The organism is Oikeobacillus pervagus, from assembly GCF_030813365.1.
In the GTDB taxonomy this organism is placed as follows: domain Bacteria; phylum Bacillota; class Bacilli; order Bacillales; family DSM-23947; genus Oikeobacillus; species Oikeobacillus pervagus.
The window spans coordinates 1-13,972 of the sequence record NZ_JAUSUC010000015.1; the positions used below are offsets into that span (position 1 = coordinate 1).

The following is a 13,972-nucleotide window of genomic DNA, read 5'->3' on the forward strand; positions in this document are numbered from 1 at the left end:
GCGAAGAGGTCACACCCGTTCCCATACCGAACACGGAAGTTAAGCTCTTCAGCGCCGATGGTAGTTGGGGGCTGTCCCCCTGCAAGAGTAGGACGTTGCCAAGCAAACGAGAGAATAGCGAGATATAGCTATTCTCTTTTTTTTTTTTTGCCAAATAAATTCCAGGTGCCAGGCACCATCCAGGAATTTCCTATATATAGAATGTGTAATCTTCTGGGATGACGCGTTTTAGGAATTTTTTTGTGCGTTCTTCTTTGGGGGTGGTGAATATATCGTGTGCTGTTCCTTCTTCGACGATGGTTCCTCCATCCATAAAGATGACTTTGTTTGCGACATCTCTGGCAAAGGACGTTTCATGGGTAACGACTAACATGGTCGTGCCATCTTTTGCAATATCCTTCATGACCGCAAGGACTTCACCTACAAGCTCAGGGTCTAATGCTGAAGTAGGTTCATCAAAAAGGATGATATCTGGGGTGAGTGCAATTGCACGGGCAATCCCGACTCGTTGTTGTTGTCCTCCAGATAATTCGCTTGGATAGGCATCATATTTTGTAGAAAGACCGACCCGGTCCAATGCTGCTGTTCCGATTTTTGTGGCCTCTTTTTTCGTCATTTGTCTACCAATAATTAAGCCTTCTGTTACATTTTCTAATGCAGTCTTATTATTAAATAAGTTATAGTTTTGAAAAACGAAGGCTGTTTTTTGGCGAATTTGGTGAATTTCCTTTTTAGAAGCACTGTGTAAATCAACGGATATTTCTCCAAAGTTTGCCGATCCTTTGTCAGCTCTCTCTAAAAAATTAATGCAGCGTAATAGGGTTGTTTTCCCGGAACCACTCGGCCCAAGAATGACAACGACATCTCCCTTATCTATGAAAAGGTCAACGCCTTTTAAAATTTTATTTTCTCCGAAAGATTTATGTACATTTTGGATATTTAACATGTTTTCTCCTCTCTCCTTAAGCCTTGGATATTTTGTATCGACTCAAACGATTTTCAAACAGTTTAAAAGAAAATTCAACGACACTGCATAGTAAAATATACACAATAAAAATATCTAGATAGGCTTCCACATAGTTGTATCCTGCGTTAGCTGCAACTTTTGCACGTAATGTAATTTCTTGTAGTGAGATCGCATATCCAAGTGACGTGGCTTTAATTAAATTGACCGTAGCGGTACATAAGTTTGGCATAGCCACGACTAATGCTTGCGGAATAATAATGCGTTTATAGGCTTGAAATGAGGTGAGTCCGACTGAATAGGCTGCTTCTAATTGACCTTGGTCAACAGTTTTTAGAGCAGAACGGAACACTTCTATTAAAATAGCCGTTGTACTAAACGAAAAAATAATGAATGCATACCATAAAGGGTGAATTTTATACACATCGTAAGCAATATGATATTTTTCAAAAAGCGCTTTTAAAAAGAGTGGGATACTGCTATAAATAATAAAAATTTGAATGATAATAGGTGTACCGCGAACAAACGAAACGTATAGCTTTGAAAATGGACTTAAGAGTGGAACATTGTTTAAACGAGTCATAGCTAATAAAAAACCAAGAGGGAGAGCTATAAGCAATACTACGATTGTGACGACTAATGCGGTAGGGATACCCGATAATGCCACGAAAAATGTATTAATAAAAAATTCAACATTAAACCCCCCATTCATTCGAAGCCCTCCTTATGTCATTTTTAAAGATTTTTTTCCCTTATTAAGAGATTTCTCTAGTAAGCTAAAGATTTTATCAATGAGGAGTGATAAACCCCAATAAATAATTGCAAGTGCAATGAAAATTTCTAGTGCATGGGCATTGATGTTTGCCGCTACCATTAATTGAGCTTTCCCCACGATATCAATTAAACCAATAGTATAAGCTAATGCGCCTTCTTGTAATAGAGCAATTAGACTATTACCGAGGTTTGGTAAAGCAACCAATAATGCTTGTGGAAAGATAATGCGTTTATAGGCTTGAAAGGGTGTAAGTCCTACACTTACAGCCGCCTCATATTGTCCTGTTGGAACAGATAAGTAAGCTGATCGAATTACTTCAGAAATAATGCCCGCGAACTGCAGTGCAAATGTAATGATGACAAAGTATGCACTGTGAAGATCATGTAGATTAATATGAAAGTTTTCAAAAATTAATGGAACACCATAATAAATTAAGAATAATAGCACGATTGATGGGGTACAGCGCATGATTGTAATATAGGTACTTGCTAGAAATCTTAATGAACGATAACGGCTAAGTTTCGCCATTGTTAAGAGCCATCCTAAAATTAAGCCAAAGATAACTGCAAATAAAGTAACAATAAATGTAACTTTTAAAAATGGAAGCAATTGTGGAAAGGCATTCCAAAGATAAGAGGCATCAAAGTATTTGCCCAAGTTCGCCACCGCCTTTTCGAGAAAGGCTGTTGAGTATGCTCAACAGCCCTTCATTAACATGTTTTATTTACGTATTTTCGATGTATGAAGGAGAGCCTCTACAATTCTCTAAGATTTAAATTCTACCTAAAGTCGATGAAATTGAAGCTTAGAAAATGATATAAATCTTTATTTTCCTTTTTAGATGTGCTCTTCGTGAGATGCTGTTGGATCTTATGATTTTTTCTGTGATTGGTCCTGCACTTCAAATAAATCTCGGCTATAGAATTTTTTACTTAATTCACGAAGTTTTCCTTCCTCTTTTACCTTTTTAATAGCTTTGTCATAGGCTTCGGCAAATGCTTGCTCTTTTTTATTAAAGAGTGGCCATGTTTGTATAACGGTGAACTCATTGTAAAAAATGTCATTTTTTAAATTGTGATAGGCGCCTTTTGGATTGGTTACTTGTTCATTAAAAGGTCCTTCGATCATCACTCCACCATCAACGCGTTCTTCATTCACCCATTGAACAATATCAAGGGAGAATGTGTCGCCAGCTTTTAGTTTCACTTTGTTGTCGGGATGTTTTGTATTATAATTTTCGATCAAAGTATATTGGGCGCTATTTGCCGCGATTGGAGCTAATGACAGTCCCTTTTTAGCAAACTCCTCCAAAGTATTTACCTCTTTATTTTCTTTTTTAACGACTAAACCAGTGCTACTTAATCCTAGAAATTCTTTCGGGTAAAGAAACTTTTTCGTTCGTTCTTCGGTAAAGAAAGCATTCTTTACACCGACCTGAAACTTTCCTTGTTCAACCCCTATTAATAGATCATCACTTGTTGTGCCGACATATTTGAACTTATAGTCTTTTAATTCTTGATCAACTAGTTTCATTGCTTCAATTTCATATCCAGTAGGGTTTCCTTTATCATCTATGTAGGCGATAGGGTTTAAGCCTTGGTCGAAAGCAACCTTTATCTCCCTTACCCCGTTACTATTGGATTCTCCGGAACTACAACCTATAAGTAAACCTACTGCCAACGCTCCCACTGCTGTAAATAAAAATAGTTTTTTGCGAACCATAAGTAACCATCCTTTCACTTGATTATTCTTTTCACAAGCTCGATCCCGTTTCCTCTATCACAGTCAAAACTTGAGAAATACGTAAGCCGATGACCGTGGCGCTTCCACATTTATTCCTGCAATGCCGTTATGGCTAATTTCTGAATGGTCATATCGTCCATTGGTGGGTTATGAAGGCCTGCTCTAACATTGCGATAGTAACGTTGGAGAGGGTTTGATAGTTGAAGGCTTTTTGCACCGACTACTCTCATCGCCTTATCGACAATATTAATAGCAGCATTTGTCACGGTATGTTTCGCTACACTAATTTCATTTGTAAGAAGAGGACGGCGATTTTTGTCATCGTAAGCAGCTGCCACACCATAAAGGACTAATCGCGCCTTCTCCAGTTCTAATTCTATTTCTCCTAATAAATGCTGTACGTTTGGCAATTCAGCGATTACGGTTTGGATACTGTTAGGTTGATAGGTACTGGCAAAGTGAAGGGCATAATCTCGGGCTGCTTGGGCAATCCCTAAGTAGTTAGCGGGGATATGCAGAAGCCAACCATTAATTCCCTTTCCACGCGGATGGTTAGGTAATTCGACAAGTGCCTCTTCTTGAAGCTTCACATCGGTTAAAACAAGGTCATCACTTCTAGTACCACGCATCGCCATCACATTCCAAGTGTTTTCCAACGATAATCCTTGTTGATGATGGGGAATTAAGAAAAAACCGACTTTTTTAAATTCTTCTATCCATGCAGATACAAGATAATAATCTAAAACGGGAGAGGCAGTCGTAAATGTTTTACGTCCATTTAAAATCCAGCCAGTTTCAGTGCGAACCGCTTGGGTTCCAGGGCGACCACCACGTGTTGGACTGCCTGTAATGGCTTCACTAACAGCACGATTAATATAGATCCCTTTGTTCGTCTTTTCAGCAAAAGTCTCCAGTTTCTCTTTTTCCCATAAATTTTTCTCATAAAGTTCCCCAAGTACCCCTAATGTCCATCCTAAAGAAAGGGATAGATTTTCATCGAGAGCAGCAATGGTTTCTTGAATGAGCACCATGTCATAAGTTCCAAGACCTTGACCTCCATATTTTTTCGGAACAGTGATTAATGGATAACCTAATTTTTTTAAGATTGCCGCACCTTTTTTCGGAAAGATGGCTTGCTTGTCAGCGATTTGGGCTTCACTTAAGAATTCTTCTTTATGCTTTTCGATTTGTTCCATCCATTGTGCCTGTTCATCTGTTCGTATATATAAATTTTTCATAAGTCCACCTCAATTATTCACATTGAAATACTTGAATTCAAAAAATACTTGCAATCCAAAGTAATTAAAGTGGTTTAATCATAATTCTTATATTAAATATTGTCAAATATAAAATGGAACTTCCTTTAGTAGAGGTTTTCTTGATCTCTCACTAAATGTTAGTTGAACTTATCGGACCTTTAAGGGCCGTGATCCTCACCCATCTTCATTGTTTCCAAATTATTTGGAGGTGGAGGCTTTACTGCTCGTTAAGGTATTGAGATTAATCCCGCATATTTTCACTAGAGAAAAGGTATGAATGTATTGGTCAATTTCATAAAATTCTATATAATGTAAGTATTGTTCTTTAAAAGGAACAAATTAAATGAATCGGTTTTTTAGAAGGGATATAAGTCGCAACAAATGTTTACATTATGAGGTGGATCGAATGGAAATTATTGAAACAAGTTTACCAGGTGTAGTCATACTGAAGCCTGAAATCACCATGGATGATCGTGGATTTTCATTAGAGAATTACAACGAACAGATATTTTTTGAAAAGGGGATTAAAGTCAAATTTATTCAAGAGCATCAGCTTTTTTCGGTGAGGGAACATACGGTTCGCGGTCTCCACTATCAACTGAATCCAAAAGCACAGACAAAGCTTGTCCAAGTGACAAAAGGGGCCATTTTTAATGTGGTGTTGGATCTTCGAAAAGAATCCCCGACATTTGGTAAATGGGAAAGCATTATTTTATCCGACGATAATATGGAACAATTATTAATCCCGAAAGGCCTTGCACATGGATTTTGTACCTTACTTAGAAATACGGAAGTTCAATATAAAGTGGACGAGTACGATTCCCCTGAATTAGGGCGGGGAATCTTTTGGAATGACCCTGCTTTAGCCATCGATTGGCCGATTACATCCGCTTTCTTATCGGATAAAGATCAGAAATACCCATTATTTAAAGATAGTGAACATGATTTCAAATAAGAATGTGAAAAATACGTTTATTCGTGTTAAACAATGGGGGAGGTTTGAACCCCCCTCAGGAGTTTTTCTCACAGTCTAATTGTTGACTTTAATTAACAGAACATTCAAAATATAATTAACAGCATGGCAATAAATCAGGAGGAAATAAATGATAGGTGAGGGAGTGTAGAGATGGAATTTTTATCATGGAGATCCAAAGATGAAATTGCTTATATTAGATTAGAAAATCCCCAAGAGTTTAATACGTTAACATTGCAGCTGCTTGAAGAGATGGAAGATCTATTAAAGGATATCGCGGAAAAGAGAGAAGCTAAAGTTGTGGTAATGGAAGGGTCTAATAGAGTATTTTGTGCGGGTCATAGTTTAAGGGAAATTGAGGCGAAGACCGAGCAAGAAGTCTTAACTTTATTCCAGACATGTCAACGTGTAATGAAAACGATGAGAGAGATTCCTCAGCTGATTATTTCGAAGGTTGAAAAAGCGGCTGTTGCTGCAGGTTGTCAATTAGTAGCAGCTAGTGATTTAGCGGTCGCAAGTGATCAAGCGAAATTTGCGACCCCTGGAATAAATTCTGGCCTATTTTGCAGTACACCTGCAGTGTTTTTAAGTCGGAATATCGGTCGGAAAAAAGCGGTGGAATTATTATTTACAGGGAACTTTATGTCGGCTCAAGAGGCTTTACAATATGGATTAGTCAATAAAGTAGTTCCGTTAGAAGTATTAGATGAGGAAACGGATCAACTAGCGAGGGCCGTTACAAAACAAAGTTTAAATATTATCGAATTAGGAAAAAGACAATTCTACCAGCAAATTCAAATGGAAGATTTCCAAGCCCTTAATTATGCAACAGAAGTCATTTCCTTAAATAGCAAACATCCTGATGCAAAGGAAGGAATCCGGTCCTTTTTTGAAAAACGACCTCCAGTGTGGACTTAAAACCAAAAACATAAGAACAATTAGAAAAGGAGAGCAAATCGTGAGCTCTCCTTTTTTACATTTACGATCACGTAAAGAGTCAATCGAAAGTAGAAAGTCGTTCATTTGCATGAAAATGAATGAGAGAATACGTTTCTCAATCTTTTCATATTGATCTGAAATTATGATATAGTTGCTTATGAAGAACCTACATATATTTTGGTTATTGGCCATTTAGGATAAGAAAATGAACAAGAGGTGGGTATTATGACAGAGAAAATAGTGATCATTGTAGGGAGTCCATTAAGACCGTCCCGCTCGGATGCAGTCGCCGATTATTTACAAAAAGATTTACAAGCAAAAGGAAAAGAAGTGACACAAATTTCAGTCGCAGAATTACCTGGGGAAGATGTCTTCTTTGCTAATTTCAAAAGTCCTGAAATCAATAAAAAAATAGACATCGTGAAAGAAGCGGATGCAGTCGTTTTCGTTTCCCCTGTGTATAAAGCATCTATACCGGGAGCATTAAAAGCGTTTATTGATTTAATGCCGATGGATATTTTACGAGGAAAACGTGTATTTCCAATCATGGTGGGGGGAACCATCGCACACTTATTAACAATTGAAATGGTTCTAAATCCTCTATTATCTGTGATTGGGGCTACTCATATTGCTAAGGGAGTGTATATTATCGATCAAATGATCGAAATCGGTGAAAATGGGGATGTTTCAATTGATCCTGAAATTCAATCCCGCTTAAATACAAGCTTAGTTGAACTAATTGAATAGAAAAGAACAGGATGCTCGTAAATAATAGGGCATCCTCTATTTTTGATGAAAAACATTAACTTTTTTAAAAGCTTGCTTTATGATTAGGTTAAATGATGAAAGGGGTGTTTTTTATGTTTCCACCAAGACTCCAACCTGGAGATGAAATCCGTATTATTGCTCCTTCAACGAGTATGGCTGTTGTCAAAGGTAAGCAACTAGAAATCGCACAGGAAAGGCTCGAAACTTTTGGCTTTCGAGTAACGTACGGGAAGTATGTAGAGGAACATGACGAATTCTTTTCTACATCTATCCAAAATCGGGTAGAAGATTTACATGATGCATTTTCAGATCCAAATGTAAAAGCGATTTTGACTGCGATAGGAGGATATAACGTCAATCAAATCTTAACTTCTATTGATTATAATGTAATCCAAAAACATCCGAAGATTTTATGTGGATATAGTGATATTACAGCATTACAGCTTGCCATTTATAAGAAAACGGGCTTAATTACATATTCAGGACCTCATTTTTCAACATTCGGAAATGTACAAGCTTCTGATTATACGATTCAGAATTTCTTGACGGCCTTAACGAATGATGCCCCATTTGATATCGAACCATCTTCTTATTGGAGCGATGACAAATGGTATTTAGACCAAGCGGAGCGCAATTTCCATCCGCAGGGTGATTATTTCGTGATACAGGAAGGCTCAGCAGAAGGAAGGTTAATTGGCGGGAACCTCTGTACAATGAATTTACTTCAAGGGACAGAATTTATGCCATCTCTTGATCACAAGATTTTATTTATTGAAGATGACGAGGAATCCCATCCCTTATCTTTTGATCGTGATTTACAATCATTGCTACATTTACCAAGTGCGAAGAATATTCAGGCCATCCTGATCGGGCGTTTTCAAAAAGGATCCAATATGACAGACACGGCTTTATCTAAAATAATAAAAGGAAAACCTGAATTAAAGGATATTCCTATCATTGCTAATGTGAATTTTGGCCATACAGACCCAATCGCAACCATTCCTATTGGCGGAAAAGCAACGGTCATCGCCAAAAATGGCAAATCAACGATACACATCGAGCCTTGACCTAACATATAATGAGGAAAATACTTATTTAGTTTGACTCCCCTAATAGAGGGAGGACTGTCCCAAAAGCTATGATATTATAACAGTTTGATAGATTAAGCTAGGCTTTTTTTGGGACAGCAGCCTCTATTTGTTCTACGCACCCCCTTTTTTGAACATATTGAACCCGCTTCCTCCGTCTTTCTTTATTTTCACTATAAAAATCTAATTAAAATTCGATCAAAACTGTTAAAATTCTTTAACAAAATGGAAATTCTGACAAATTATGCGTTCTGGAATTGGCAAAAGGAATACAATTTTATTATAATAATAGAGAATTCGCTAGTGATGGGGGTGTAATAAGATTTAGATTAGAGGTACGATCTGAATAAAAACTAAAGAGGTTAACGTTATGACTCAAGAACAAGAAAAATTATTAGCGCTTATGCAAGAAGCGTATATTGAAGCTCAAAAAAACGATGCGAGTGTCATCAATATAATAAATTTGTTAAAAGAAAAAATGGAATTATTCACTAAACATCCATAGATTGAAAGAAAGACGATCAACTTCATTCCTAGAAAGAGGTTGATCGTCTTTCTTATTACAAAAATAAGGGGCTATTCCCGCGATTTTTATACCCACCCAAATGCGCGGACAATTTGTGCAACAGCGAATGTAACACCAATCGCAATCGAAGTTGGGAGAGCAAAAGCAACAAATGTCCATTTTTTACTTTTTGTCTCTTTGTATATATTAAATAATGTCGTACCACATGGATAATGAAGGAGTGAAAATAACATCATATTTAAAGCTGTTAACCAAGTCCATCCATGATCAAGAAAGATTTGTTTTAAAGAGTTTAAATCATCCACTTCAATCATTGAACCAGTGGATAAGTACCCCATAAGCAAGATGGGAAGGACGATCTCGTTTGCTGGTAATCCAAGAATAAAGGCCATTAAGATATACCCATCCATTCCTAATGCTTTGGCAAACGGATCAAGAAAGTTAACCATATACATTAAAATACTTGTGTCGCCAATCGAAATATTCGCTAATACCCATGTAAGAACTCCAGCAGGGGCTGCAACAATAACCGCCCTTTTTAAGACGAATAATGATTTATCAAGAGTCGCTCGAATGATTGTATTCCAAAACTTTGGTCGACGATATGGTGGCAGTTCTAATGTATAATGTGTCGGGACCCCTTTTAAAGCCGTTTTGGATAAAATCCATGAAACCGTTAAAGTCACTACGATTCCAATAAGAACCATTCCCATTACAACACCGGCAGTTACAAGTGTACCAAGACTCCCTGTGAATCCAGATGCCATAAAGAGGGAGGCCATTAAAATTAAAGTTGGCCAGCGCCCATTACAAGGAACGAAATTATTCGTTAAAATGGCCAGCATTCGCTCACGCGGTGATTCGATAATTCTTGTGGACATGATTGCTGCGGCATTACAGCCGAATCCCATGGCCATCGTTAAAGATTGTTTTCCATGTGCACCCGCTCTTTTAAATAAGCGGTCCATATTAAAGGCGACCCGAGGGAGGTAACCGTAGTTTTCCAAAAGGGCAAAAACCGGAAAGAAAATCGCCATTGGGGGTAACATGACGCTGACCACCCAACCTGTGCCACGGTAAAAACCGAGAACAAGTGCACCGTAAAGCCATTCTGGAGCATGAATCCATTTAAAAAAGGTCGTTAAATATCCTTCAAACCAATTGAAAAAATTAGCTAGCATACTTGAAGGGATATTGGCCCCCGCAATTGTAATATAAAATACGATCCCTAACATGGCGAACATAATCGGGAATCCCCATATTTTAGATGTGAAAATATGATCTAATTTTTCAGTTTGTTTCAATTTATTCTGGTCTTGATACGTAACTGTTTTGTCGCAAAGGCTTTTGGAAGTTTGATAGATTTTTGTTACAACTTCATCCCGAATATCCTCGTTAGACATTGATTTTGCTAACTTTAGAAGCTCATCATAATTGTTGGGTTTTGGTTCGGTATGCGAAGTCATGGTTCAACACCTCCTGCTCTTGTTTTTTTCTTTCTGAATACGTTTTTAATAATGATTCATCCCCATCAAGTAGGCGTAAAGCCATCCAACGTGGTGGTACATCAATTCCGAACGTCTCCTCTATATAAGGAAGTAACTTTGCTATTTTTTCCTCAATTTCGTCTGAGTAGGTCATTCTATATGGATTGGTTGAAATTTTCCCCTCCATCATTCGGTCAATCGTATCTAAAAGTTGGTCGATTCCAATTTTATTTCGAGCTGATATTTTGATCACCGGGACTCCAAGCTTTGTCATCAGGGCTTGATGATGAATTTCAATTCCTTTTTTCTTTGCTTCATCTATTAAATTAATACATACAATGACATTGTCCGTCATTTCTAATACTTGTAGGGCTAAATTTAAATTGCGTTCAATGGAAGTAGCATCTAACACAACAATTGTAATATCTGGGTGTTCAAATATAATATAGTCCCGCGCCACTTCTTCATCCGCTGAATTGGAAAAAAGCGAGTAAGTTCCTGGCAAGTCAATCATCGTGTAATGCTTTCCTTTATGGGAAAACTCTCCTTCTGCATGGATAACTGTTTTTCCTGGCCAGTTACCTGTATGTTGTTTTAAACCAGTCAATGTATTGAATAATGTGCTTTTTCCAACATTCGGATTACCGGCTAACGCGATTTTGATTGGTTGATTATGTTCCATAAGAGATCAACTCCCCGAAAATTTGTGAGCTTTCTTCTTTTCGAAGTGCAATGGTCGTATTGCTAACACGAAAGGCGATGGGATCTCCTAATGGACTTTTTTGTAAAACGATTACTTCTGCAGAGGGAACGAATCCTAAGTCCAGTAATCTTCTTCTCATCGTTCCTTTCACCTTTAATTCTTTTATTTTAATACAATCACCTGTTTTCGCTTCATTGAGAGCGATGGTTTCGGGATTATTCATTTTAAACTTTACCTCCCGCTCATGTTTTGCCTGTATCACAATATGTTTCTCGTGTGCAACTTTAGGATATTTATATCATATTCCGGAAGAGTAAGTTTGTCAAAACATTAACAAAAAAATAGGGAAAATTTATATGGAGAAAAATGAAAATCCTAAAGGATAGGATATCTATATGGAAAGAATTTTTCCTAAACAATCAAAAAGCCGCATAAATTTGAGCGGCTTTTTGAGGAAATGACTATTTCATCCGTTATTTATTATTTTGGAGAAAATCTTGGACTTGTTCTGGAGATTTTGCATTTGCACTATGTAAGTGAGCAATTTTTTTGCCATTTTTGAAAATAAGTAAACTTGGAATTCCCATGACATCATATTGATCGCTAATATCTGGAAGTTCATCTTTATTTAACTCATACCAGTCGTATTCATCATGTTCCTTAATAATGTCATCAATAAACATATCCATTCTTCGGCAATCTGGGCACCATGTCGTAAAAAATTTAACAATAACCGGTTTTTCTTTAGCAATTAATTGTTCGAAAGTCGTTTTGTCTTCTATTAGTTTCATTGTCAATCCCTCCTAACTACATTTTACGCAAAGAAATGAGGAAGATTCAATCTTGAAGATATGAAAAGGAGTGATTTTACCCTTTTTCCTCCTACATATCAAAATAACCACAATTTTCATATGCTTATCTATTGTGAAATTTAGTACAACAGGTATAATGTTAAAGGGATATTGTATTTTTAGAGTAGAGGAGACAATCGATGACTTCTCATAACCAAAATAAAAGTAGAATTGATTATAATTTAGTTTTTATCTTGATTTTGCTGTTTTTAGTGAGTTGTATTTCCATTTATAGTGCACAAACAACAGGGCAATATAAAGATAATTTTATGATCAGGCAAATTGTGTATTATATTATTGGAATCTTTATTATTCTTGGGGTGATTCGCCTTGATTCGGATCAGCTATTGAAGCTATCTTGGTATGTATATGGATTTGGACTCTTTCTTTTGGTATTACTAATTATTGCGCCTTATAGTATTGCACCAGTTGTAAATGGGGCGAAAAGTTGGTTTGTTTTACCGGGAATATCCATACAACCATCTGAATTCGTCAAAGTATTTTTGATTGTGACTCTTTCAAGGGTACTTGTCGATCATCATCAAAAAAATCCAGTTAAATCGACTGAATCTGATTTAATATTATTGCTTAAATTAGGTGGAATAACGGCAGTTCCATTATTATTGATCATGCAGCAACCAGATTTAGGAACTGGGTTAGTACTTATTTCAATCTTAATCGGAATGATTTTTGTTTCAGGAATTACTTGGCGTATTTTGCTCCCCATTTTCGGTACAGGGATGGCACTTATTTCTGCTATTTTGTACCTTGTGCTTTGGCATCCTCAATTATTAGAAAAATATTTAGGTGTTAAACAATATCAATTTGGACGGATATATTCTTGGCTTGATCCTTATACCTATGAGAGCTCAACGGGTTTCCATTTAACGAAGTCTTTGCTTGCCATCGGTTCCGGACAAACAGGTGGGAAGGGATTTGGCTATCGCGAAGTCTATTTGCCGGAAAGTCATACCGATTTCATCTTTAGTGTGATTGGAGAAGAATTTGGTTTTATAGGGGCAAGTATTGTCGTTAGTTTGTTTTTTATGCTCATCTTCCATATAACCAAATTAGCGTTAGAAACCAAAATCCCATTTTACTCCTATATGTGTGCAGGGGTCATTTCAATGATTACATTCCACGTATTCCAAAATATTGGAATGACGATCGGGTTATTGCCAATCACGGGGATTCCTTTACCATTCATCAGTTATGGAGGTAGTTCCCTAATGGGGAATATGCTCGCTGTTGGTTTGATTTTTTCGATTTATTTTAATGAAAGACATTATATGTTTTCCTCTTATAATTAAAAGAGCAGGCATAGATCCTAAAGATGCCTGCTCTTTTGCATTTTTTTAATACATCTTGAAATCAACCAGCTGATCATGTAAAAATAAAAATAATGTTGTTTAGCTTGGTAAAAAACGAAGGAAAGATGAAGGTGTGAGAATAATGTGGAATGATTTCAAAAAGTTTGCCATGAAAGGGAATGTGATCGATTTAGCTGTTGGGGTGATCATCGGTGCTGCCTTCAGTAAAATTGTTTCCTCCCTTGTTGATGACATCATTATGCCATTATTTGGATTTGTCTTAGGAGGCATTAATTTAAAAGGGTTAGAGTGGACAGTCAATGAGGCCGCAATCAAATACGGAAACTTTCTACAAACAATTGTAGACTTCTTTATTATTGCGTTTTCCATTTTCATTTTTGTCCGACTGATCAGCCGGATGAGAACAAAAAACGATGAAGTGAAAGAACAAGCTCCATCCTTAACAAACGAGGAAAAATTATTAATGGAGATTCGCGATTTATTAAAGCAAACAAAAGAAGGATTGTAGACAATTATAGAGGAATGAGGGAAGCTTTATTTGCGGTTTCCTCCATTCCTCTTTCTT

General features: G+C 36.9%; 16 protein-coding genes and 1 rRNA gene. 8 read left to right on the top strand and 9 right to left on the bottom strand.

What is annotated here, in order from left to right; translation table 11 throughout:
• Positions 1-104, top strand: a 5S ribosomal RNA gene (gene rrf, locus J2S13_RS07435); the annotation flags it as partial.
• Between the two features lie 86 nt (positions 105-190).
• Here rrf and J2S13_RS07440 read toward each other — a convergent pair.
• The 5 genes from J2S13_RS07440 to J2S13_RS07460 form a co-directional block, all read right to left on the bottom strand.
• On the bottom strand, positions 191-946 hold the full coding sequence (locus tag J2S13_RS07440) for an amino acid ABC transporter ATP-binding protein (protein ID WP_307257112.1): 756 nt from the start codon (positions 944-946) through the stop codon (positions 191-193).
• A 16-nt stretch (positions 947-962) separates the two neighbouring features.
• Positions 963-1,676, bottom strand: coding sequence for an amino acid ABC transporter permease (locus J2S13_RS07445; protein WP_307257113.1), 714 nt, complete (start codon positions 1,674-1,676; stop codon positions 963-965).
• 12 nt (positions 1,677-1,688) lie between these two features.
• Positions 1,689-2,405: an amino acid ABC transporter permease gene (locus J2S13_RS07450; protein ID WP_370873983.1), complete on the bottom strand. Its 717-nt coding sequence runs from the start codon at positions 2,403-2,405 to the stop codon at positions 1,689-1,691.
• Positions 2,406-2,609: 204 nt separating this feature from the next.
• Positions 2,610-3,461 carry a transporter substrate-binding domain-containing protein gene (locus J2S13_RS07455; protein ID WP_307257115.1) on the bottom strand — a complete coding sequence of 284 codons (852 nt, stop codon included), beginning with the start codon at positions 3,459-3,461 and terminating at the stop codon, positions 2,610-2,612.
• A gap of 110 nt (positions 3,462-3,571) precedes the next feature.
• Positions 3,572-4,720: an acyl-CoA dehydrogenase family protein gene (locus J2S13_RS07460; RefSeq protein ID WP_307257116.1), complete on the bottom strand. Its 1,149-nt coding sequence runs from the start codon at positions 4,718-4,720 to the stop codon at positions 3,572-3,574.
• A 427-nt stretch (positions 4,721-5,147) separates the two neighbouring features.
• Here J2S13_RS07460 and rfbC point away from each other — a divergent pair, with 427 nt between their 5' ends.
• The 5 genes from rfbC to J2S13_RS07485 all read left to right on the top strand — a co-directional run bounded on the left by rfbC (position 5,148) and on the right by J2S13_RS07485 (position 9,014).
• The gene (gene rfbC / locus J2S13_RS07465) at positions 5,148-5,696 is read left to right on the top strand and encodes a dTDP-4-dehydrorhamnose 3,5-epimerase (RefSeq protein ID WP_307257117.1); all 549 of its coding nucleotides are present in this window, start codon (positions 5,148-5,150) and stop codon (positions 5,694-5,696) included.
• A 171-nt stretch (positions 5,697-5,867) separates the two neighbouring features.
• Positions 5,868-6,632, top strand: a complete 765-nt coding sequence (locus J2S13_RS07470; protein ID WP_307257118.1) for an enoyl-CoA hydratase-related protein — start codon at positions 5,868-5,870, stop codon at positions 6,630-6,632.
• A 246-nt stretch (positions 6,633-6,878) separates the two neighbouring features.
• On the top strand, positions 6,879-7,400 hold the full coding sequence (gene ssuE / locus J2S13_RS07475; protein WP_307257119.1) for an NADPH-dependent FMN reductase: 522 nt from the start codon (positions 6,879-6,881) through the stop codon (positions 7,398-7,400).
• 113 nt (positions 7,401-7,513) lie between these two features.
• Positions 7,514-8,488, top strand: a complete 975-nt coding sequence (locus J2S13_RS07480) for a S66 family peptidase (RefSeq protein ID WP_307257120.1) — start codon at positions 7,514-7,516, stop codon at positions 8,486-8,488.
• A 391-nt stretch (positions 8,489-8,879) separates the two neighbouring features.
• Positions 8,880-9,014 carry a hypothetical protein gene (locus tag J2S13_RS07485; protein WP_307257121.1) on the top strand — a complete coding sequence of 45 codons (135 nt, stop codon included), beginning with the start codon at positions 8,880-8,882 and terminating at the stop codon, positions 9,012-9,014.
• An 86-nt stretch (positions 9,015-9,100) separates the two neighbouring features.
• Here J2S13_RS07485 and J2S13_RS07490 read toward each other — a convergent pair whose 3' ends face one another.
• The 4 genes from J2S13_RS07490 to J2S13_RS07505 form a co-directional block, all read right to left on the bottom strand.
• Positions 9,101-10,438: a nucleoside recognition domain-containing protein gene (locus J2S13_RS07490; RefSeq protein WP_370873985.1), complete on the bottom strand. Its 1,338-nt coding sequence runs from the start codon at positions 10,436-10,438 to the stop codon at positions 9,101-9,103.
• Between the two features lie 25 nt (positions 10,439-10,463).
• Complete coding sequence (locus J2S13_RS07495; RefSeq protein ID WP_307257123.1) at positions 10,464-11,204, bottom strand: FeoB small GTPase domain-containing protein; 741 nt, start codon at positions 11,202-11,204, stop codon at positions 10,464-10,466.
• Positions 11,194-11,448, bottom strand: coding sequence for a FeoA family protein (locus tag J2S13_RS07500; RefSeq protein WP_307257124.1), 255 nt, complete (start codon positions 11,446-11,448; stop codon positions 11,194-11,196). The genes J2S13_RS07495 and J2S13_RS07500 overlap by 11 nt, the downstream gene beginning before the upstream one ends.
• Before the next feature lie 250 nt (positions 11,449-11,698).
• A complete protein-coding gene (locus J2S13_RS07505) occupies positions 11,699-12,016 on the bottom strand; it encodes a thioredoxin family protein (protein WP_307257125.1) in 318 nt (105 codons plus the stop codon).
• Positions 12,017-12,216: 200 nt separating this feature from the next.
• Between J2S13_RS07505 and J2S13_RS07510 the strand changes: the two genes are divergently transcribed.
• Both J2S13_RS07510 and mscL read left to right on the top strand, forming a co-directional pair.
• Entirely contained in the window at positions 12,217-13,386 is a 1,170-nt protein-coding gene (locus J2S13_RS07510; protein ID WP_307257126.1) for an FtsW/RodA/SpoVE family cell cycle protein, read from the top strand.
• Positions 13,387-13,528: 142 nt separating this feature from the next.
• Positions 13,529-13,915: a large conductance mechanosensitive channel protein MscL gene (gene mscL / locus J2S13_RS07515; RefSeq protein ID WP_307257127.1), complete on the top strand. Its 387-nt coding sequence runs from the start codon at positions 13,529-13,531 to the stop codon at positions 13,913-13,915.
• The last annotated feature ends 57 nt before the right edge of the window (positions 13,916-13,972 follow it).

What these genes read in the sequence shown, in the direction of transcription:
- J2S13_RS07440 (WP_307257112.1), bottom strand. Translation starts at nt 946, where the DNA reads ATGTTAAATATCCAAAATGTACATAAATCTTTCGGAGAAAATAAAATT.
- J2S13_RS07510 (WP_307257126.1), top strand. Translation starts at nt 12,217, where the DNA reads ATGACTTCTCATAACCAAAATAAAAGTAGAATTGATTATAATTTAGTT.
- J2S13_RS07490 (WP_370873985.1), bottom strand. Translation starts at nt 10,438, where the DNA reads ATGTCTAACGAGGATATTCGGGATGAAGTTGTAACAAAAATCTATCAA.
- ssuE (WP_307257119.1), top strand. Translation starts at nt 6,879, where the DNA reads ATGACAGAGAAAATAGTGATCATTGTAGGGAGTCCATTAAGACCGTCC.
- J2S13_RS07470 (WP_307257118.1), top strand. Translation starts at nt 5,868, where the DNA reads ATGGAATTTTTATCATGGAGATCCAAAGATGAAATTGCTTATATTAGA.
- J2S13_RS07485 (WP_307257121.1), top strand. Translation starts at nt 8,880, where the DNA reads ATGACTCAAGAACAAGAAAAATTATTAGCGCTTATGCAAGAAGCGTAT.
- J2S13_RS07495 (WP_307257123.1), bottom strand. Translation starts at nt 11,204, where the DNA reads ATGGAACATAATCAACCAATCAAAATCGCGTTAGCCGGTAATCCGAAT.
- rfbC (WP_307257117.1), top strand. Translation starts at nt 5,148, where the DNA reads ATGGAAATTATTGAAACAAGTTTACCAGGTGTAGTCATACTGAAGCCT.
- J2S13_RS07455 (WP_307257115.1), bottom strand. Translation starts at nt 3,461, where the DNA reads ATGGTTCGCAAAAAACTATTTTTATTTACAGCAGTGGGAGCGTTGGCA.
- J2S13_RS07500 (WP_307257124.1), bottom strand. Translation starts at nt 11,448, where the DNA reads ATGAATAATCCCGAAACCATCGCTCTCAATGAAGCGAAAACAGGTGAT.
- J2S13_RS07445 (WP_307257113.1), bottom strand. Translation starts at nt 1,676, where the DNA reads ATGAATGGGGGGTTTAATGTTGAATTTTTTATTAATACATTTTTCGTG.
- J2S13_RS07505 (WP_307257125.1), bottom strand. Translation starts at nt 12,016, where the DNA reads ATGAAACTAATAGAAGACAAAACGACTTTCGAACAATTAATTGCTAAA.
- J2S13_RS07460 (WP_307257116.1), bottom strand. Translation starts at nt 4,720, where the DNA reads ATGAAAAATTTATATATACGAACAGATGAACAGGCACAATGGATGGAA.
- mscL (WP_307257127.1), top strand. Translation starts at nt 13,529, where the DNA reads ATGTGGAATGATTTCAAAAAGTTTGCCATGAAAGGGAATGTGATCGAT.
- J2S13_RS07480 (WP_307257120.1), top strand. Translation starts at nt 7,514, where the DNA reads ATGTTTCCACCAAGACTCCAACCTGGAGATGAAATCCGTATTATTGCT.